Source organism: Pantoea sp. ME81, assembly GCF_903970985.1.
Taxonomy (GTDB): Bacteria; Pseudomonadota; Gammaproteobacteria; order Enterobacterales; family Enterobacteriaceae; genus Pantoea; species Pantoea communis.
The window spans coordinates 15,874-34,055 of record NZ_CAJCKS010000050.1 but is presented as its reverse complement, the minus strand read 5'-3'; the positions used below and the strand labels follow the sequence as shown (position 1 = coordinate 34,055).

Sequence of the window (18,182 nt, the reverse complement as noted above, 5' to 3'; positions counted from 1 at the left end):
ACAACCGTCTCTGCTGGAGCGCATTCCTGGAGGTGCCCTATGCGTAAACACCTGCTAATCAGCGCCGTGGCGCTGCTGACGGCACTCAGCGCCCGCGCCGAGCAGCTGACCCTCAATCCCGGCGCGCGCGTGAACGCGGCGGTGAGCAACACCAACCCGAACTACCTGCGCGTGAGCGATGACCGCATCCTGAGCGTGCAGGCGGCTCAGGGCGTGCTGAGCGCCAAATCCCCGACCCCGGAAGGCGCGATCGTGTTTTCCACCGTCACCGACAAGCCGTTCACGATGTTCGTGCAGACCGCGTCTGGCTTTGCCTTTTCGGTGCAGGCCACGCCCGGCAAACGCGCGGGACTGAGCCTCACCGTTGATAACCGCGAGGTGCAGGGCACGGAGGAGGCCAGAACCTTTGAGCAGAAGCAGGACACCTACAGCGCGCTCATCAGCACACTGGTCGGCCGCTTCCTCACCAACCGCAAACCTGACGGCTACGTGTTCAGCAAAAACACCGACGTACCGGTTAGCGCCGCAGCAAAGAGCGCGTTCGCGCTTCGCCCGGTCACCGCCTGGCAGGGCGACCGCGTGCGCATCGTGCGCACCGACCTCACCAGCCTGTCTTCGCAGCGCATCCGCCTGAGCGAGCGCTACTTCTGGAGCCCGGGTGTGATGGCCGTGGCGTTCCACCCGCAGCTCGACGTGCTGGAGCCGGGCGCGAAGGTGTCTGTCATCACCGTGTTCCGCACGAAGGGAGGCCCGGATGAACCTTAACAGTCTGGTCCGCAGCAAGCAGCGCCGCCTGTTTGGCATCATTCTGGCCGCTGCCGCCGTCATCATCGGCGGGCTGTATCTGGCCAACCGGGGCGCCAGCGGCAAAACCGGGAGTCAGGAAAGCAAGCCGGATAAGGCCGCCGCCGAGCCGGACCTGACCGGCGGGGGCGTGGTAAACGCCTTTGACGGCTCAGGGCAGGGTTCGCTGCTGGTGAGCGCACAGAACCGCGAGAAAGAGGCGCGCGAACAGCTCTCCTCGATGCAGAAAGACTTCAAATCACTGAAAGACCAGATGTCGGACGTGATGAACAACAACAAGTCGCTGCAGCAGAATGTGAGCGAACTGATGGACCAGCTGAAGAATCAGCAAAAGGCTGCTCCGGCCGGACAGGCCGCACCGCAGGGCGCGGTCAGCAATACGCCGCCGCGAACGGAGTACGCCTTTGCGCCTGCGCCGGTGCAGACCGGACAGATTGATAACCAGACCTTCGACTACTCGCAGTTTGAGCAGAAGACAAAAGACGCCTCGTTCTGGGTACCAACCGGCACCTTCTCTGACGCCATCATCATTGAGGGGGCCGACGCCAACGCCTCGGTGCGCGGCGAAAACAACCTGGTCCCGATGCAATTCAAGCTCAAGGGCAGGGCGCACCTGCCGGGCAACAACAGGCTTGTGCACCTCGACAACTGCTTCGTGACGGCGGCGGCCTACGGCGACATCTCCAGCGAGCGCGCCATCGTTCAGCTCCAGCGACTGTCCTGCATCATCGACGGCAAGCACATCGACCAGGCCGTGAAGGGGCACGTGGCCTTTTACGGCAAAAACGGCATCAAGGGTGTGCCGGTGATGCGCAACGGCAAGATCCTCGGGCTGGCGTTCACCGCCGGTGCACTGGGTGGGCTCGGCCAGAGCGCCTCACAGGTTGGGCAGACGGTTACCGGTATTGGCGCCACAAGTTCCGTCAGCGGCGGTGACGTCGCGCGCAGCGCCGTGGGCGGCGGCGTGGGAAAAGCGGCGGATAAGCTGGCTGATTACTACATCGAGCGCGCCGAGCAGTATCACCCGATCATCCCGATTGGCGCGGCGAACCGCGTGGAGGTGGTCTTCATCGAGGGCTTCCGGGCGAAGTTTATTGAGGATGAAGAGGCGGCGAAGCTTGCGAAAGAAGAGAAGCGCAACGGCACGCCGCAGCAGGACACCCAGACGCAGGCCAGAGGCAACAGCGGTCTGCCGCCGGATCTGGTGGGCAAACTCGGCGACGCGACAAAGCTCAACATGAATGACTTCGTCACGCCGTCAGGCGGGCAGGCGAAGAACATGACCCCGCAGGGCGTCACGCAATGACGGAGGCAAAAATCAGGCTTCGTCACGCCGAGCACTGCGGCTGGATGGTGGACGGTGAGCTGCTTCGGGCGCGACGCTGACGCGCGCATCCCGGGACTGCAGGCGGTGGGTTACAGCGTCAAAAAGCTCTACTGCAAGCCAGGCCTTATTCCGGACGACGGTTACGTCGCGCTGTTCGGGGAAACGCTGCGCCGCCTGCTGGAGGTGGCCCCCGGCGACGCCTTCGCCATGAGCATGCTGTCCCGTCTCGGTACCCACGGCAGGAACGGCGATCTCTGGATCGACTTTACCGAAATTTCTGACTTCAACGGAGAGCCCCATGACTAAGAAACACGCCCTGACCGTTTGCGTGCTGGCCATGATGCTTGGCGGCTGCGCGGGCATGAACAGCGACTTTGAGTTCGACAAGCCGGCAAAAGACACCGGCGTCTGGATGTCACAGGCCGACGACATGTCCGCAGGCAGCAGCGGCAACGCGCCCGCTGCGGCGTCAGGTACCGCCGGATTTACCGGCGCAGGCATCCGCCTCGATGACTATCGCCTGATTGATACCGGCACCATCCGCCTTGACCCGCAGGCTGAAGTCCCCGGCGGTCGTAGTGGCGACCGCGAAAGCATACCGCTGCGTCTGGGTGCCTCGGGTGAGGTCCGGCCGTTCACGCGGGAAAACGGCGTGCTGCGCACCAACACGAATCAGACCGCGTACTGCAGCGCCGCGCACTGCTTTCCTGAGCCCGCCGCTGCGTTTCGCCGCCCGGACGGGGTGGCACGCATCTGGATCGCCCCTTACGTCTCCCCCGACAACAGCGTCCACATGGGCGAGGTCATCTACAGCGTCTCCAGTCACGGCGACTGGAACGGCATCCTGATGTGAGGTCCGCATGAAATTTTTCAAAGGCTTCCGCTTTGATCCGCTGAACGTGGTGGACACGGTGGCGGGCATTCTGGGCGAGCGCGACACCACGAACGAGACGCGCCAGAAGCTGCAGGACATGGATTATCCCCACATCCGCGACCTGCTGCCCTATAAGGACTACGACACCGAAAGCCAGATCTGGGTGAACAAGGAGTCGGTGGGGTTCGTGGTGGAGTGTCAGCCGCTGATTGGCGCCAACGAGAAGCTTGCCGAAAGCCTGGAGTACCTGCTGCGCGACGTAGCGCCCCGCGATATCCCGCTGCAGGTGATGCTGGTTTCCACCCGCGCCGTGAAAGAGCAGGTGGAGCAGGGGCTGAAAAATTTCGCCTGGAAGGGGCACCGCGCGGACGAATGTAACGACGTGACCGCGCGCTTTTTCCTCAACGGCGCGCGCTACACCTACAACAACGGCCTCGATCATCCGCTGACCCTGCGCGACTACCGCCTGTTCTTCATCTGGGCAACACCGGTCAGAAACCTCAGCGAAACCGACATGATCCGCGTGCGCGACGTGCGCCGAAATTTGCTCAACGCCCTCAACGCCGCCGACCTGTGGTCGTCCGCCATCGGTGTAACGGAGTTCAGCAGCGTGCTGCGCGAGTTCTTCAACCATGACCCTGCGCGGCTTGAGCGCTACGACAGCGAATACGATCCGGCGGCCGATCTCGGCACGCAGTTTGTAGATCGCACTACGTCCTGGCGGGTAAAACCCTCACATATTCGCATCGAGGGCAGCGACGCGAAGAACAAGCCGTTTGCGGCGCGCATGGTAAACCTGAACCTCGACCGCAACCCGCAGGAACACTATCTCTGGCAGAACGGCAACATTATTCAGGACCTGATGTCGCCGACTAACGGCATACCCTGCCCGTTTATCTGCACGATGGTGCTGACCACCGAGGAGCAGATGAAAAGTCAGGGAGAGGCCAACAGCCGCTTTCTCTCGCTGGACTCGCGCGTGAACACCAGCTATGCCAAGTACATTCCGTCCACCACGCGTCAGCACGCCGAGTGGAAGGATGCCCGCGCGCGGCTGCTCTCGAATCAGACGTCGCTGACCAGCTACTTCTTCGGCATCACGCTGTTCTGCCCCGACGACGACGACCTGACGTCCCGCTACACCGAAAAGGCGAGAAACGCCTTCGCGGCACAGGGCCTGCGCTTCGTGCGCGCCGACTTTATGCAGCTGCGCAACCTGATGGCCACGCTGCCCTTTGCGATGGTGAACAAAAAGCTTCGCGACGACTGTCGCAAGACCGGCGGCATTCAGCGCTCGGAGTCCTTTCACGCGGTAAACCTGATGCCGGTGATTGGCGATAACAAGCTGTGCGCCTCGGGCATTCTCATTCCGAGCTACCGCAACCAGGTGGCGTTTATCGACGTGTTTGACGAAAGCCTGCCCAACACCAACTTTAACTGGTTTATGTCGGGCACCTCGGGCGCGGGCAAGTCGGTGCTGGCCAACTCCATCGCCCGCTCGGTGCTCGACAAGGGCGGGACGGTGGCGGTACAGGATATTGGCGACTCCTACAAGGCGGCCTGCAGCAGCCTGGGGGGCACCTACATCAACGGCGACTCGCTTCGCTTCAACCCGTTTGCCAACGTCACCGACATCACGCTCGCCGCCGAACGCATCCGCGATCAACTGTGCATTCTGGCGAGCCCTAACGGCCTGCTGGACGAAGTGCACGAATCCATGATCCTGGAGGCGATCACCGAATCCTGGCCGCAGTATCAGCAGGACATGCGCATCGATCACGTCATTGCCTATCTGAAGAAAAGGCAGGCCGCCGTCAGCCGCGAGTACTCCTCGCAGATTGGCGGACGCATTGATGAAATCACCACGCTGCTCAGCAAGTACAGCACCGGCGGTATTTACGGCAGGTTCTTTAACTCGTCCGAGCCCACGCTCAGGCCTGACCTGCAGTTCGTGGTCACCGAACTGGGCGACCTGCGCAAGCAGCAGGACCTGCTGTCGGCGGTGCTCTTCAGCATCATGATCTGGAACGAGAACATGATGTACACCACGCCCCGCAGCATGCGGAAGATGAACATCATCGACGAGGGGTGGAAGCTGCTCGGCGGCTCCAGCACCAAGATCAAGGATTTCATTGAAGAGGGCTACCGTACCGCCCGCCGCCACAACGGCTCTTACGGCACGGTGACGCAGGCGATACGCGATAAAAACCTGTCCACGGCGGCGCTCGCGGCCTACGACAACAGCTCGTTCAAGTTCACTTGTATGCAGGACGCCAAGTCGTTCACCACCTTCCAGAAGGAGGAGCCGCACGCGTTTAACGAGCTTGAGTGGGAAATGATCCGCAAGTTCCCGCCGGCGAAAAAGGCGCGCTACAGCTCGTTCCTGCTGAGCGTCGGGGAGTTCTCCAGCTTCCACCGCCTCATTCTCGATCCGCTGAGCGACGGTCTGTTCTCTTCCAAGGGCGAGGACTTTACCTACCGCGAAAAGCGCTTGCGCGAGGGGGCCGACATCAAGGACATCCTGTTTGAGATGGCCGACAACGACGCGCACAAGCGCGACATCATCCACGTGCTCCGGGAGATGCAACTGTGAATATCAGACACCTTGTGGCGGGCTGCTGCATGTCAGTTGTGCTGAGCCTCGGCGTCTGCGCCGCCGCGTGGTACCTCTGGCTGCAGCCGCCGGCCCTGGTCACCTTCGACATGAAGGGCACTACCAACGCGCTGATCCGCCAGAGCGCGAAGCTGGACCTGACTGACGAACAGCGCCGCGCACTGCTGACGCGCTTTGACCAGAGCGTCACCACTGCCACGGCCGAATACGCGGCCTCGCACGGCGCGGCCATTCTGGTGAGCCCTGCCGTAGTGAACGGCCTGCCTGACGCGACGCCGGAGATACAGGCCCGGCTCGCCGAGCTGATGAAGGCCGACTCAGCGAAATAACCCCACCCGATCACCCTAAACCGGGAGCTTCCCGATGAAACACGTTACCCCGCTGGCGCGCGTTGTCGCCGGTGCGCTGTTCGCCGCCCTGAGCCTGCAGGCAGTGGCCTCGGAGATTGGCACCTTTGGCGATACCTGGGACATCCGCGAACACGACCTGATAAGCGTGCTGAAGAAGAACCTGGAACAGCACTTCGCCGGAAAATCGCAGGCGCAGATTGAGCAGGAGATGCAGAAAAAGGCGGAAGACCAGGCGATGCGCCCGCCACCGGTGGAGGGCATCACCACCGCGCGCGAGACCCGCAGCCGCCTGTTTGACCCGTCATTCACCGTGCAGCGCGATATCGCCGACCAGAACGGCGTGGTGTTTGCGCACAAGGGAGAAAAGGTCAATCCGTTCGACGTCATTCCGGTGTTCGACGAGACCCTCTACTTCATCGACGCCGACGACGACCGCCAGATAGCCTGGATGAAGCAGCAGGTGCCGCACACCACGTCCTCCCGCGTCATCCTGGTCAACGGCAACGTGCGCGACGGAGCCGCCGCGCTTGGCAGCCGGGTCTACTTCGACCAGACCGGCAGCATCACGAAAAAGTTCGGCATTACGCAGGTGCCTGCAGAGGTGAAGCAGGCGCCCGGCCAAAAACGATTCCTTATTACTGAATTCGGTCTTCCCGACCGCTAACGGAGCCAGATATGAAAAAGCACTTCCTCGCCACCCTCCTGACGCTGAGCCTGACAGGTCACGCCTTCGCTACTGAAGCGCCGTTCAGCGCCGCGCAAAAAGCGCAGATAGGGGAAGTGGCGGCAGACTATCTTCGCGCGCACCCGGAAATCCTGATCGAGATGAGCCAGAAACTGCAGGCGCAGGCGCAGAGCAAGCAGATGGGGTCCGCCGTGACGGCAGCCCTGCAGGATCAGGCCGCGCTGCTGAACGATCCGACTTCGCCGGTGCTGCATCCGGAAGGCGACATCGCGGTCATTCAGTTCTTCGACTATCAGTGCATCTACTGCGCGAAGGTCGCCCCGACCGTGGAGCAGTTCATCAGCCACAACCCGGACGTGCGCTTCATCTATAAGGAGTGGCCGATCTTCGGGAGCCGCTGGCCTGCATCCATTCAGGCGGCGAAAGTCGGACTGTCCCTGTACAAAACGGGCGGTGCAGAGGTGTATCACCGTTATCACGCTGCGCTGTACGCTACCGGCCACAACGAGGGCAAGTTGCTGGACGCGGACATTCGCGAGGCGGCGGTGAAAGCGGGCGTGACGTCTACGCCGAAAGCCGAAGTGGAAGCGATGGGGGCGGTGCTGGAAGCCAACAACGCGCTGGCGAAGCGCCTGGGCATTCAGGGTACGCCCGCCTTTTTCGTTATGCCGGTGAAGGGCGCGACCGCTGACAACGTCAGCGTAATCCCGGGCGCAACCAGCCTGGAGACGCTGCAGGCCGCGGTGGCAAAAGCGCGCGGCGGCCTGAAGAAAGGGGGCTGACATGGTCTGGCGCACGGCTTTACTGGCGCTGGCGGTGTGGATCTGTCAGCCCGCCTGGGCCGCTGACTCGGAGGGCAGCAACGGCAACACGTCCCTGACCTGTGAGGGGCGCTGGGTGAATCCCATCACCGACGTCTGCTGGGAGTGCATTTTCCCGATGAGCGTGGGCAGTGTGCAGGTCTCTGCCGGTACGCTTCCCGACACCGACAACCCGGCCTCGCCCATTCAGATTTGCCCGGTACCGCCGCCGATTTTCGAGCGTACCGGCGTCGCGGTGGGGTACTGGGAGCCGTTTGCGATGACCGACGTAACCCGCTCGCCGGGGTGCATGGTGAACATGGGCGGCTTCAACATCAACATCCCGAACACCGGCACGGGCGTCGGCACCAAAACGGCGAACGAGCACCCCGGCACTTTCTACCATGTCCACTGGTACAAGTATCCGCTGATTTCGTGGCTCAGCATTATCACCTCTGAGATGTGCCTGCAGGGTGGCGAGTACGACATCGGCTACCTGTCGGAGCTGGACCCGACCTGGCAGAACGACAACCTGGCGCTGTTCCTGAACCCCGAGGTGATGCTGTTTGCCAACCCGATTGCGCAGATGGCCTGTGCGGCCGACGCGGTGGCCTCGGGCGTCAGCCGCCCGATTGACGCGCTGTTCTGGTGCGCCGGCTCCCACGGCTCGATGTACCCGTTCACGGGCAACATCGTCAACGAGTCGAGCGGGCTGAACAGCTCGGTGCTGCTCTCCGAGCGCATGGACTTCAAGCTGCACCGGGAGGGGCTCATCCTCGACACCGTGCCCTACGACGTAGCCGTCTGCTACGAGTATCCGTCGGTGATCCTGCCGAAAAGCCGCTACCGCTATCAGATGGTGAACACCATCCCCGACGTAGCGTCCTGCCACCCGCTGGGGCGCAACGTGATGCTGTGGCAGACGGGCAAGGAGATGCCAACCAGCAAAAAGAACTACGGCTACCTCATCTGGAAAAAGCGCAACTGCGTGATGTAAGCGAGGCACACATGAAACGACTGAACGCGGCGCTGTTTCTCAGCGCCTGCCTGGCCGGCAGCCTGCCGGTGCTGGCTGACGACGGCACACAGGTGACCAGCACGGAAAACGAGACGGCGTACTTCCTGTCGTCTTCCCTGCCGGATAAGGAGCTGGCCATCCTGATGAAGGCGGCGGAGGCGAAAAACATCCCCGTCTACTTCCGGGGGCTTATCAACGACAACATGGATCAGACGGCGAAGTACATGCTAAACCTCATCACCACCTACAAGGTGCGCGGAATACAGATAGACCCGGTGCGCTTTGCGCGATACGGCGTGAAGCAGGTTCCGGCGCTGGTGAAGAAGTGCGGCGACCACTTTGACATCGTTTACGGCAACGTCGCGCTGAGTCAGGCGCTGGACATGATCGGTCAGCGCGGCGACTGCCGGGACAACCCCTGACGCTCTGCCCGCTGCGGCGGGCAACCTTTCACGCTTACGGAAAACCCAGATGAATACACCCACACGCGCCTGGCTTCAGGGACTGCTGCTGGCCTGCCTGTCCGCAAGCATTCAGGCGGCATCCATGGATGCGTCGAACCAGGAAGGCATCAGCGCCGGTAAATCCGCAAACGGCACGACCAGCGCCGATCCGGAGAGTTATTTCGACAACTACAGCTCAGACGCGCCGCAGCGCGACCTTTACAGCGACCCGACGCAGACGTCGAGCGATATCGACATTCAGGGGCAGAAGGAACTCACGGAGTCCGATCTCGGGCAGACCGCGCGCGAATCGTACGTGAACAACCTGGCGGACAAGCTCAGCTACGACTCGGACATGATGAAGTACAGCGACGAGATACGTGAAAACGCGAACGCCATTACCGGCGTCAACGGCAGCCAGTGCGTGGCGCAGGAGCTGAACAAAACCACCTACACCACGCACGCCTGCGAGCTGGCCAACAACCTGATGCAGTCCTGCACCCGCAAGGCGACCATTGTGACCACCGGTTCGCGCGAGGCCTACAGCACGCAGCTGGTGCTGGATGCCCGCAACGTAGCCGGGCAAAAAGCAGACGGTTACTGGATGCTGTTTGACTTCGTGGTACCTGAAGACGGCACCATCAGCAGCGGCACCTGGGAGCTGCTTTATCCGGCGGCTTCAGACTGGCACGGCGATCGTCTGGGCTACTCGATCCGGGCTTTCGGTCAGCAGTTTAAGCTGAAAATTAACAATAGCGGTGCGATGAATATCTCTGCGCAGCAGGTCACCAAAGGACAGGTGATTACCCTGCAACTGCACTACGACACTGACGGCTATTATGAGTCAACTCGTGACGGCATTCTCAGAAACATCGCGAGCGGGAAATACGTTTTCCGCATGACGTTTCCAATGCAGGGCGTGCGCGACACGGTGAAGGCCGACCTGCAGTGGACCAGCAGCTGCCCGGCGGACATGGGCGACGCCGTGAAGATGAGTGAGACGTGCAGCGAGCCCGGTGAAACCCGCTCGGTGACGGTCGGCGGTCAGGCCTACAGCCTGTACAGCGACTGCTGGGGCTACACCACGCAGTGGAACCTGTATGAAGACGACACCAATACCTGCCAGGCGTACATCGACGATCCCAACTGCAGCGAAGGCACCCGCACCTGCACGCAGAAAATCGGTAACTTCTGCGTCTTCAATAAGCTGACTTACCAGTGTGCACACACCGTGAAGAGCACCGGCTACCTCTGCGGCTCCGAGTTCTACTGCTCTGACGGCAGCTGTTCGGCCATGCAGACGGGTGAAAACCAGAACTTCGAGCAGGCCGTGTCGCAGCTGGCCGCGCTCGCCGCCTACGGCGAGAACGTGGAAGGCATCGATCCGAATCAGGTCACCGCTTTTACGGGCAAGGGCATGTCCTGCCGCCAGAGCGCGGCGGGCTTCAGCAACTGCTGCAAAAGCGGCGGCTGGGGTCAGGACGCGGGACTCGCGCAGTGCAACACCGAGGAAAAGGAAATTGGCACCGGCAAAGAGAAGAAGCTCGTCGTGAAGGTCGGCTCTTACTGCTCGCGCAAGGTGCTCGGCGTCTGTCTGCAGAAGAAAGAGGGCTACTGCGTGTTTGACAGCAAGCTTGCCCGCATCGTGCAGGAGCAGGGTCGTCGCGACCAGCTTGGCATCAGCTTTGGTGACGCCAGCAGCCCGGACTGCCGGGGCATCAAAATCGCCGAGCTGCAGGGCATTAAGTTTGACCGCATCGACTTCAGCGACTTCTACAACGACCTCAACAGCAACGTGAAGCTGCCCGATGAAGGGGCGCTCACGGAACGCATTCAGTCAGACATCCAGAACAGCCTGAAGTCAGGAGACCAGCCGTGAAAAAACACCTCTGCCTGTCGCTGCTGCTGGCGGCGCTGCCGCTTTATGCCGCCGAGGATAAACAGCCGGACGGCTACCACTACGATCCGGCCGTGGGCTGGTACTGGTACAACGAGCCGGTCAAAAAAGAAGAAGAGGAACAGCCTGCGCAGCCTGCCGCGCCACCACAGGAATCGCCCACTCAAAAGATGAAGCGGCTGCAGGCCTACCGCGACAACCTGATGAACGAAGCGATGCTGCACCCCTCTTCAGAGAACATCCGGCGCTACAAGGTCGTTCAGGACTGGATGGTGAACCAGGCGAGCCTCTTCGCCTCGCGCTGGGAGAAGGTGCTGCTGGATAACCCGGAGCTCGACTACAGCCTGAAGCACCCGTTTTACAACGGCACCGCTAACATCCAGTACACGGAGCAGCGTCAGAAGCAGCAGGCGGCTATTCGCTACGTCAATCAGCGCTACGGGGTGTTCTTCTTCTATCGCGGCAACGAGCCGCTGGACAACCGTCTCGGCGGCGTGGTGAAGGAGTTCAGCGAGCAGTACGGCCTGACCGTCATCCCCGTGACCGTGGACGGGCGCGCGAGCCCGGACCTGCCGGACACCCGGCAAAACGCCGGTCAGGCCGAGAAAATGAAAATCGAACACTTCCCTGCCATTTACCTGGTGGAACCGCGCACGAAGCAGTACCAGCCGCTGGCGTACGGCTTCATCACCCAGGATGACCTGGCTCGCCGCATGCTCAACATCGTTACCGACTTCCAGCCCGAGGATTAAACATGATTGCGAAACTCTTTGCCGCGCTGCTGATGCTCGCGCCGGTTATGGCCAGTGCCAGCACGATTGACGACATTGCCCGCCTGGAGCAGGCGAAAGGGGGCGCAGATGCGCCAGCGGAAGTCCAGCCACAAAAAGATCCGCCCGTGCCATCAGAGCAGCCCGCATCCGCCAGACCGGTGTGGTACCACCTGAGCGACGGCCGCCGCCTGGACGTGGGGCACTGGCAAATCGTGCACTTCGTCCGCTCCGACTGCCCGTACTGCCACCGCTTCAACCCGACCCTGAAGTCGGTCTCTGAACAGACCGGCATCGGTATTTTCGTTTACAGCTTTGATGGCAAGGGCGATGCGGTCTTCCCGAAGGTGATGCCGGTCAATGACGGCATCCTGAAGGACTTCTTTGCGGAGCTGCCGCAGGCAACGCCCACCGACTTCATCATCAACACGCAGTCGCTGGTGACCATTCCGCTGTCGCAGGGGGAAATGAGCGAGGAGGCGCTGAAGCAGCGCCTGGATGAGTCGTTTGCGCTGGCCGTGCATCTGGGGGTGCTGTGATGAGTAAGTTCTTGCTAAGTGCGGGCCTTGTAGCCGGCCTGCTGTTCTCCACTGCCATAAATGCTGACGTTCAGAACGACATCAACAAGTTTTTTAACGACATGGGCGGCGGCGGGGGCAACTTTACGCAGGGGGCCGCCTGGAAAGGGCAGTCGGCGGGCTATCTGACCGGGGGAAACCTGTTTATCCGTGCGCCGGTGCGCAACATCCAGCTGATATCGGTGACGTTGCCCGATATCAAGTCGGGCTGCGGCGGCATTGACGCCTACCTCGGCTCCTTCAGCTTCATTAACAGCGACAGCATCAAAATCATGGGCAAGCAGATACTCAGTAACGCGGCGGGCTACGCCTTCGACCTCGGGCTGGAAACCATCTGCCCGCAGTGTAAGGCGGTGAAGGACTATCTGCAGAAGCTCGCCGCCGACACCAACAATATGAACATCTCGACCTGCCAAGCGGCGCAGTCCATCGTCGGCGGCCTGTGGCCCAAAACGCAGGCCGCCAGCTCGCAGATTTGTCAGGACCTCGGCACCAAGCACGACGTGTTCTCAGACTGGGCGGCGTCTCGTCAGGGATGCGGCGTCGGTGGCGAAACCAACAGCGTGTTTAACAAGGCGACCGACGACGAGAAAAAACGCATCCCGCGCAACCGCAACCTGACGTGGGACACCTTCACGAAGCTCAACCAGTTCTTCAGCAACGATCGGGCGCTGAAGGAGTTCATCATGTCGATGGTGGGCACGGTGATTTATGACGCCAACGGCAACCCGACGTTTCTGCAGCCGCGCGGCGGCAGCGAGTCGATGTTCAACACGCTGCTGAATGGCGGTACCGAGAAGATTTACCGCTGTAACGACAACACCACCTGCCTTTCACCAACCATTGCGGACCTGACGCTCAGCGAAGACGAAGGGATGACCGGCAGGGTGCGCGACATGCTCAACGACATCTTTGACAAGGCCCGCAGCGACACGGCAATGACGGAGAACGAGAAGGCGCTCATCAACAGCACCCGCGTGCGCATCCTGCGCTACACCATCGACTCCGCATCGGTGGGCATGGATCAGAGCGTGGTCAGCAGCCTCGCGGAGTACATCGCGGCCGACATGGTGATGTCCTACATCAACGGGCTGATCGATGTGGCCGCGAGCGGCGCAGCCGGCACGCTCGACACCGAAGAAGAGAACAAACACTTCCGAGAGAACCTGCGTCAGGTGCGCAATGAGCTGAGCGCGCGCGTGCAGCGCATTCAGGTGCAGCAGAACGGGCTTGCCGAGTACGACCGCAGCCTGTCAGAAACGCGCCAGCAGCTCTCTTCATCCGTCTCCGACAGCGTGCTGTCGAACTACCAGTTTGGGGGTTAACGTATGGCGCTTGATATCTGGGTGGTCAGCTCCGGCGGCATGATAACCATGGGCCTCAACGCGGTGGCCACGGTCATGGAAAACGGCGGCTGGAAAAGTACGATCTGGGTGGCGGAGATGCTGGGCATCGCCTTCTGCGTGATGACCTACCTGCGCACGCACAACCTCACCGCGATGTTCGGCTGGGGGCTGACGTTCACGCTGGTCACGGCGCTGCTGCTGACGCCCAGGGTGACGGTGGTGGTTAACGACCTGACCGCGCCGGACACCATCGGGCGGGTGGACAACGTGCCGGTGGGGCTCGCCATGCCGTTATACCTGGCGACAGGCGTAGGCTACACGCTCACGACCACCTATGAAGACATCTTTCACTTCCCGGACGAGCGGTCCTACACCAAAACCGGGATGCTGTTCGCAAGCAAGCTGATGCAGGACAGCTTTACCATTGACAGCCGCAACCCGGTGCTGACCTACAACATGGGGGAGTACGCGAAAAACTGCGTGGTGCCGGACATCATGCTGAACAACAAGTACAGCATGCAGGACGTGATGGAGTCGGAAGACGTGCAGGCGCAGATATTCAGCAATCCGAGCCCGCTGCGCGCGGTTTACTGGCGGGACGCCACCGGTACCACGTTCATGGTGTGCCGCGACGCGGCGCCGCGTCTGAAAACGCTGCTTACGGCGGAGAGTAACACCACCGGCACGACGTTTATGGCCCACGCGGTCCGCATGCTGCCGGGCAACAACGCCCCGCAGATGGTTTATGCCGAGCAGCTGGCAGGTTCTTACGACTACTTCCTTGGCAGCAGCAAATCGGCGCAGAGCATCATGATGCAGAACATCGCCGTGGCGGGTCTGCGTCGCGGCCTGAACAGCTACGTGAAGGGCATGAACGACACCGCCTCAATGGTGGACATCGCGTCCGAACAGTCGCTGATGAAGCTTCGCCTGTCCCACGCGGTGAGCTACACCATCGCAACGGAAGTGCTGCCGCAACTGCACACGGTACTGCTGCTGTTCTGCATCTGTATTTTTCCGGTGATGGTGCTCGCGCTGTACGTGCGGGAAATCGCCTGGTCCGTTATCAAAAGCTACCTGAACTTTATGGGCAGCCTGATGCTCTGGCCGGTGATGTTCGCCATCTTCAATTTTGCGGTGAACTACACTACGCAGAACAGCTTTCACGCCACGGGGCCGACGCTTTCCAACATGAATCGTCTGATGGAGACCAGCACCACCACGGCAGGTATAGCGGGCTGGCTGATGCTCTCCATCCCATTCCTGGCGTTCCGCCTGTTTACCGGACTGGGTCAGGGCTTTGCGAGCCTCAGCTCCAGCCTCGGCAGTGCGCTCAGCAGCGCCTCAGCGTCCGATTCGGCGGCGGTGGCGTCAGGAAACCTTAGCGTGGGTAACGTGCAGCTCGACAATATCAACGGGCACAAAACGGATCTGAACCGCGCCTATCGCGAGGGGATGACGACCATGCAGCTGGGCAACGGCGCCACGCGCACGATGACGCAGGATGGTCAGACGGTTTACGACTCATCCGGTGCGACCAGCCGCCTGCCGGTCGATTTGCATCTTGACCGTAACCTCGCGAGCGCGGCGCAGCGCTCGGTGCGCGACAGCATGGCACAGACTGAGATGGCGGCGCAGGGCTACAACCATTCGGTGCAGGAAACCGGCTCGCAGCTTAAGCAGTTCCATGAACAGTTCGGCAACAGTGATTCGACCACGCTGTCCTCTCAGACCGGCATGACCGTAACCGATGCGGAGCGCGTGAACAAAATGCAGAGCGTGGCGCAGGATTACGCGACCCGCAATCATATCGGCCTTAATGAGGCATATTCAGAGTTGGAAGATAAAGCCCGAAATGAGTCCGCAAATGTTGGGATTAGGGCTCAAGCAGGGATGGACTCAAGCAAGGCGTTATGGGGTAAGCCGGGGCAATGGCTGACGGGAGCATCAATCAAGGGAGATGTACATACAGGTGCTGATATTACCGCACGCACCGGATCAACATCTCAGACGAGCGAAGGTGGACAAAGTGGAAATGATAATTCTCAAACGATATCAGCTCGGGAATCTCAGGACTTCAGCCAGGGAATGGATGTGCTGCGTAACTACAGCACAACTTATAACGGTCAGCATGTAGATAACAATGCGTCAGGTCTGATGAGGCAGATTTCCTCCGGCATCACTACCTCTGACAGCAGATATGCCCAGTACACAGCCAGTCAGGCGCACACGCACGAAATGCAGAAGATGGCCTCTGAGACTGAAACGCTTAGCGCAGGCGCGCGTGATAACTACACGCAGCAGTTTGTACAGTGGGCAATGCAGCGCTCGCCAAGTAATGCCGAAACCATTCTCACTAACACATCAGATGAAAGCGTTCAGAAACAGCGTGACGGTCTGGTTCAGGAATTTTTTGCTGAAAAGCTGCAGGGCCGTGTTGATGGCAACTATGCACAAAACTCAGGGAGCACGGGTGAGGGTATGAGTGCACCGGTGAATACTGCAGGCGCTCAGTTTGGAGGGGCTTATAAAGATGCAAACAATAAGATTGATGCGGGAGCGTCTAATAATGGTATTCGCGCTAAAGTTGACAATGAGGTTGATTCTCAACAAAGAGTTGTAAAAGATAGAGCACTGAATGCACAGGCTCAAATTGCTCAAGGCAAGAGTGATACTGATGATGGAATTTCTTCCCGAATGGGAGAGTACACGGAGAAGTCAAACGAATACTTAATCAATAAGGCCGGCGCTGAGAAGAATCAAGGCACCTTACTACCTGGGGATTATAGAAAGTTTTCAAAGACGGATCATGATTAAGATACTTTGGGAGATTTAAATGAATATTTTGCAGAAGTATGCATTGGTTAAAATGCGTTTCGATGAAGATGTTCCGTCTTTTCCTCCATTATTCCGCGGAATGAAGAGAATCCCAAAGCTTTTAATATTTTGTTGGGTAGGGGTTGTAGCTTTGCAGCTTGTTTCAGTTGAAAGTTCTGGAGGTCACAGCCTTGTCAGTTTACTGACTTTCATCGTGCTGACAATAATGATAGTTCCTGTTCTTACCTATATATCTGTATACAAGATATCTTCATCGTTGATACGGGGGGTTGTATCTAAAAGGTCCATATCGAAATGGATGTCGTTTGTGTCAAAAGTTCTATTGTCAGTTTTATTGATTTCATTCGCTTGCTCTAAATTTAGCGTCCCATTTTTAGGGTCTTATATTATCCCTCCCGCTGGGTTTATATTCTTAATGGTGATGTCATGGATAAAATTCCGCAAAGAGATAAAAGTGTTGGCAGTAGCAAGGGATTTTATAATGACAAGTCATCATACTAAAATCGCGCCGCCAAACACCTCGATGAGCAACGGTAAAGATGAATCGTATGAAGTAAATCCAGCTAATGGATTACCAATGGCTAACACTGCCATAGATGTGCTCGGAAATCCTAGAGGCATTGACTCGACGGTGTTTCCATTTGATGATTTTCACACATCAAACACAGATTTTCATTCTCCAGGTCAAGCCGCAGGCTCAGTTAATCCTGCTACCGGTTTACCAATGATTGACAGCACATTTGACTCTCAGGGCAATTCATGGGGTAGTGCTACCAATGATTTTCAAGACAATCGGTAAAGTCTTATAAGTTAATTCAATTATTTCTTTCTGAACTCCATTCCCCTTTGGGTTAACTTTCCTATTTTCACTAAAATGTGCGCTGGTTGATTTTGTTTTTAATAACCATTATGGAGGTGAATGTGCTAATACATTTAACACCATCTTTCTTTCTGAACTATTCCAATATCTCTATAGACCTAATCGACGTTGAAATCCCTGAGCTGGGTCTGCATCTGCAGAATGATAGCGATATTACAATCCGTTTTCCTTCGCCTAATAAACGGCTGCACTACGTCTGTCGTAAAAAAGGACGTAAAGCTATTCACGGCATCCTGCTAAATACCGATCAACCCGTGGCGGATCTGACGGTCATTACCCGCTGGGCGGTGCAGGGAAATGTCTCAACGCATCGGGTCCATATGCATGTTGTTGGCGACGACGATGCGGCTACGGACGCCATTCACCTGTGGAGCGGCGTATTTAATACGCCTTTCAGGGATAAAACACCGGCGGTGGCCAGAAACTGGATCCCGGCATCCTGTCAGCCGCGTCTGAGTGTGAATGCCGGAGATCATCCGTCCGTTCGCGAACTATCCATCTGGCGTCGTGCCGATCCGGCCGGGATTATCCGGCAGCAGAACGAATTCTACACCGCGGCCACGGTTGAGCCTGAACGTCTGCTTTCACCCATACGTAGCAACAGCAGGTTGCCGGGTCTGGTAGACGCTTTTGACTGCAAGGTTCGGGACTATGCCGGGACGCTGCGGGTGCTGTATGACTCTCCCGGGGTGACTGTCTGTCCGCTCAGCGAGTATGCAGAAATGGTCGAAAATGACCTGAAAGAGGAGGGGCTGGCTGATGCGTTTACCCACATCATTGAGCCCGTGCTGCAGGATGTCAGGCCGGCCTGTCCGGTGTTCTTCACCAATACCACCGACCTGATGAACAGCATTCAGCACCACTCAGCGCATTACCAGTCGCTGAGTGACGCCGACAGACAATTTGTCCGCAATCAGATTAACCAGCCGCTGTTTCAGGTTTCAGTCAGCTGAGGCCG

At 59.1% G+C, this 18,182-nt stretch carries 17 protein-coding genes; all 17 read left to right on the top strand.

Annotated features, from left to right (window positions below; translation table 11 throughout):
- Nucleotides 1-39: 39 nt before the first annotated feature.
- The 17 genes from H7A81_RS11730 (at nucleotide 40) to H7A81_RS11650 (ending at nucleotide 18,177) form a co-directional block, all read left to right on the top strand.
- Nucleotides 40-765 (top strand): type-F conjugative transfer system secretin TraK, encoded by a 726-nt coding sequence (locus H7A81_RS11730; RefSeq protein ID WP_182057579.1) that lies wholly within the window; start codon nucleotides 40-42, stop codon nucleotides 763-765.
- Nucleotides 755-2,110: a TrbI/VirB10 family protein gene (locus tag H7A81_RS11725; protein ID WP_182057578.1), complete on the top strand. Its 1,356-nt coding sequence runs from the start codon at nucleotides 755-757 to the stop codon at nucleotides 2,108-2,110. The genes H7A81_RS11730 and H7A81_RS11725 overlap by 11 nt, the downstream gene beginning before the upstream one ends.
- Before the next feature lie 54 nt (nucleotides 2,111-2,164).
- Nucleotides 2,165-2,437 (top strand): hypothetical protein, encoded by a 273-nt coding sequence (locus tag H7A81_RS11720; RefSeq protein WP_182057577.1) that lies wholly within the window; start codon nucleotides 2,165-2,167, stop codon nucleotides 2,435-2,437.
- On the top strand, nucleotides 2,430-2,984 hold the full coding sequence (locus H7A81_RS11715; RefSeq protein ID WP_182057576.1) for a TraV family lipoprotein: 555 nt from the start codon (nucleotides 2,430-2,432) through the stop codon (nucleotides 2,982-2,984). The genes H7A81_RS11720 and H7A81_RS11715 overlap by 8 nt, the downstream gene beginning before the upstream one ends.
- A 7-nt stretch (nucleotides 2,985-2,991) precedes the next feature.
- Nucleotides 2,992-5,598: a type IV secretion system protein TraC gene (gene traC / locus H7A81_RS11710; RefSeq protein WP_182057575.1), complete on the top strand. Its 2,607-nt coding sequence runs from the start codon at nucleotides 2,992-2,994 to the stop codon at nucleotides 5,596-5,598.
- Nucleotides 5,595-5,948 carry a TrbI F-type domain-containing protein gene (locus H7A81_RS11705; protein WP_370529951.1) on the top strand — a complete coding sequence of 118 codons (354 nt, stop codon included), beginning with the start codon at nucleotides 5,595-5,597 and terminating at the stop codon, nucleotides 5,946-5,948. Before traC ends, H7A81_RS11705 begins: the two co-directional genes overlap by 4 nt.
- 34 nt (nucleotides 5,949-5,982) lie before the next feature.
- Complete coding sequence (gene traW / locus H7A81_RS11700) at nucleotides 5,983-6,633, top strand: type-F conjugative transfer system protein TraW (protein ID WP_182057573.1); 651 nt, start codon at nucleotides 5,983-5,985, stop codon at nucleotides 6,631-6,633.
- A gap of 11 nt (nucleotides 6,634-6,644) precedes the next feature.
- Nucleotides 6,645-7,436: a DsbA family protein gene (locus H7A81_RS11695; RefSeq protein WP_182057572.1), complete on the top strand. Its 792-nt coding sequence runs from the start codon at nucleotides 6,645-6,647 to the stop codon at nucleotides 7,434-7,436.
- 1 nt (nucleotide 7,437) lies between these two features.
- A complete protein-coding gene (traU, locus tag H7A81_RS11690) occupies nucleotides 7,438-8,451 on the top strand; it encodes a conjugal transfer pilus assembly protein TraU (RefSeq protein WP_182057571.1) in 1,014 nt (337 codons plus the stop codon).
- An 11-nt stretch (nucleotides 8,452-8,462) separates the two neighbouring features.
- A complete protein-coding gene (gene trbC / locus H7A81_RS11685) occupies nucleotides 8,463-8,894 on the top strand; it encodes a type-F conjugative transfer system pilin assembly protein TrbC (protein ID WP_182057570.1) in 432 nt (143 codons plus the stop codon).
- A 49-nt stretch (nucleotides 8,895-8,943) separates the two neighbouring features.
- Entirely contained in the window at nucleotides 8,944-10,794 is a 1,851-nt protein-coding gene (locus H7A81_RS11680) for a conjugal transfer protein TraN (RefSeq protein WP_182057569.1), read from the top strand.
- Nucleotides 10,791-11,564, top strand: a complete 774-nt coding sequence (gene traF / locus H7A81_RS11675) for a type-F conjugative transfer system pilin assembly protein TraF (RefSeq protein WP_255478945.1) — start codon at nucleotides 10,791-10,793, stop codon at nucleotides 11,562-11,564. The genes H7A81_RS11680 and traF (H7A81_RS11675) overlap by 4 nt, the downstream gene beginning before the upstream one ends.
- 2 nt (nucleotides 11,565-11,566) lie before the next feature.
- A complete protein-coding gene (gene traF / locus H7A81_RS11670; protein WP_182057568.1) occupies nucleotides 11,567-12,121 on the top strand; it encodes a conjugal transfer protein TraF in 555 nt (184 codons plus the stop codon).
- Nucleotides 12,121-13,485, top strand: coding sequence for a conjugal transfer protein TraH (locus H7A81_RS11665; protein ID WP_182057567.1), 1,365 nt, complete (start codon nucleotides 12,121-12,123; stop codon nucleotides 13,483-13,485). Before traF (H7A81_RS11670) ends, H7A81_RS11665 begins: the two co-directional genes overlap by 1 nt.
- A gap of 3 nt (nucleotides 13,486-13,488) precedes the next feature.
- Nucleotides 13,489-16,323, top strand: a complete 2,835-nt coding sequence (gene traG, locus H7A81_RS11660) for a conjugal transfer mating-pair stabilization protein TraG (protein ID WP_182057566.1) — start codon at nucleotides 13,489-13,491, stop codon at nucleotides 16,321-16,323.
- Between the two features lie 19 nt (nucleotides 16,324-16,342).
- Nucleotides 16,343-17,143, top strand: coding sequence for a hypothetical protein (locus tag H7A81_RS11655; RefSeq protein WP_182057565.1), 801 nt, complete (start codon nucleotides 16,343-16,345; stop codon nucleotides 17,141-17,143).
- A 122-nt stretch (nucleotides 17,144-17,265) separates the two neighbouring features.
- The gene (locus H7A81_RS11650; protein ID WP_182057564.1) at nucleotides 17,266-18,177 is read left to right on the top strand and encodes a DUF6012 family protein; all 912 of its coding nucleotides are present in this window, start codon (nucleotides 17,266-17,268) and stop codon (nucleotides 18,175-18,177) included.
- Nucleotides 18,178-18,182 lie beyond the last annotated feature (5 nt).

Bases quoted from the DNA above. Each gene is read 5' to 3' on its own strand.
- H7A81_RS11680 (WP_182057569.1), top strand. From the start codon at position 8,944: ATGAATACACCCACACGCGCCTGGCTTCAGGGACTGCTGCTGGCCTGC.
- H7A81_RS11695 (WP_182057572.1), top strand. From the start codon at position 6,645: ATGAAAAAGCACTTCCTCGCCACCCTCCTGACGCTGAGCCTGACAGGT.
- H7A81_RS11715 (WP_182057576.1), top strand. From the start codon at position 2,430: ATGACTAAGAAACACGCCCTGACCGTTTGCGTGCTGGCCATGATGCTT.
- traU (WP_182057571.1), top strand. From the start codon at position 7,438: ATGGTCTGGCGCACGGCTTTACTGGCGCTGGCGGTGTGGATCTGTCAG.
- traC (WP_182057575.1), top strand. From the start codon at position 2,992: ATGAAATTTTTCAAAGGCTTCCGCTTTGATCCGCTGAACGTGGTGGAC.
- trbC (WP_182057570.1), top strand. From the start codon at position 8,463: ATGAAACGACTGAACGCGGCGCTGTTTCTCAGCGCCTGCCTGGCCGGC.
- traF (WP_182057568.1), top strand. From the start codon at position 11,567: ATGATTGCGAAACTCTTTGCCGCGCTGCTGATGCTCGCGCCGGTTATG.
- H7A81_RS11730 (WP_182057579.1), top strand. From the start codon at position 40: ATGCGTAAACACCTGCTAATCAGCGCCGTGGCGCTGCTGACGGCACTC.
- traG (WP_182057566.1), top strand. From the start codon at position 13,489: ATGGCGCTTGATATCTGGGTGGTCAGCTCCGGCGGCATGATAACCATG.
- traW (WP_182057573.1), top strand. From the start codon at position 5,983: ATGAAACACGTTACCCCGCTGGCGCGCGTTGTCGCCGGTGCGCTGTTC.
- H7A81_RS11725 (WP_182057578.1), top strand. From the start codon at position 755: ATGAACCTTAACAGTCTGGTCCGCAGCAAGCAGCGCCGCCTGTTTGGC.
- H7A81_RS11665 (WP_182057567.1), top strand. From the start codon at position 12,121: ATGAGTAAGTTCTTGCTAAGTGCGGGCCTTGTAGCCGGCCTGCTGTTC.
- H7A81_RS11655 (WP_182057565.1), top strand. From the start codon at position 16,343: ATGAATATTTTGCAGAAGTATGCATTGGTTAAAATGCGTTTCGATGAA.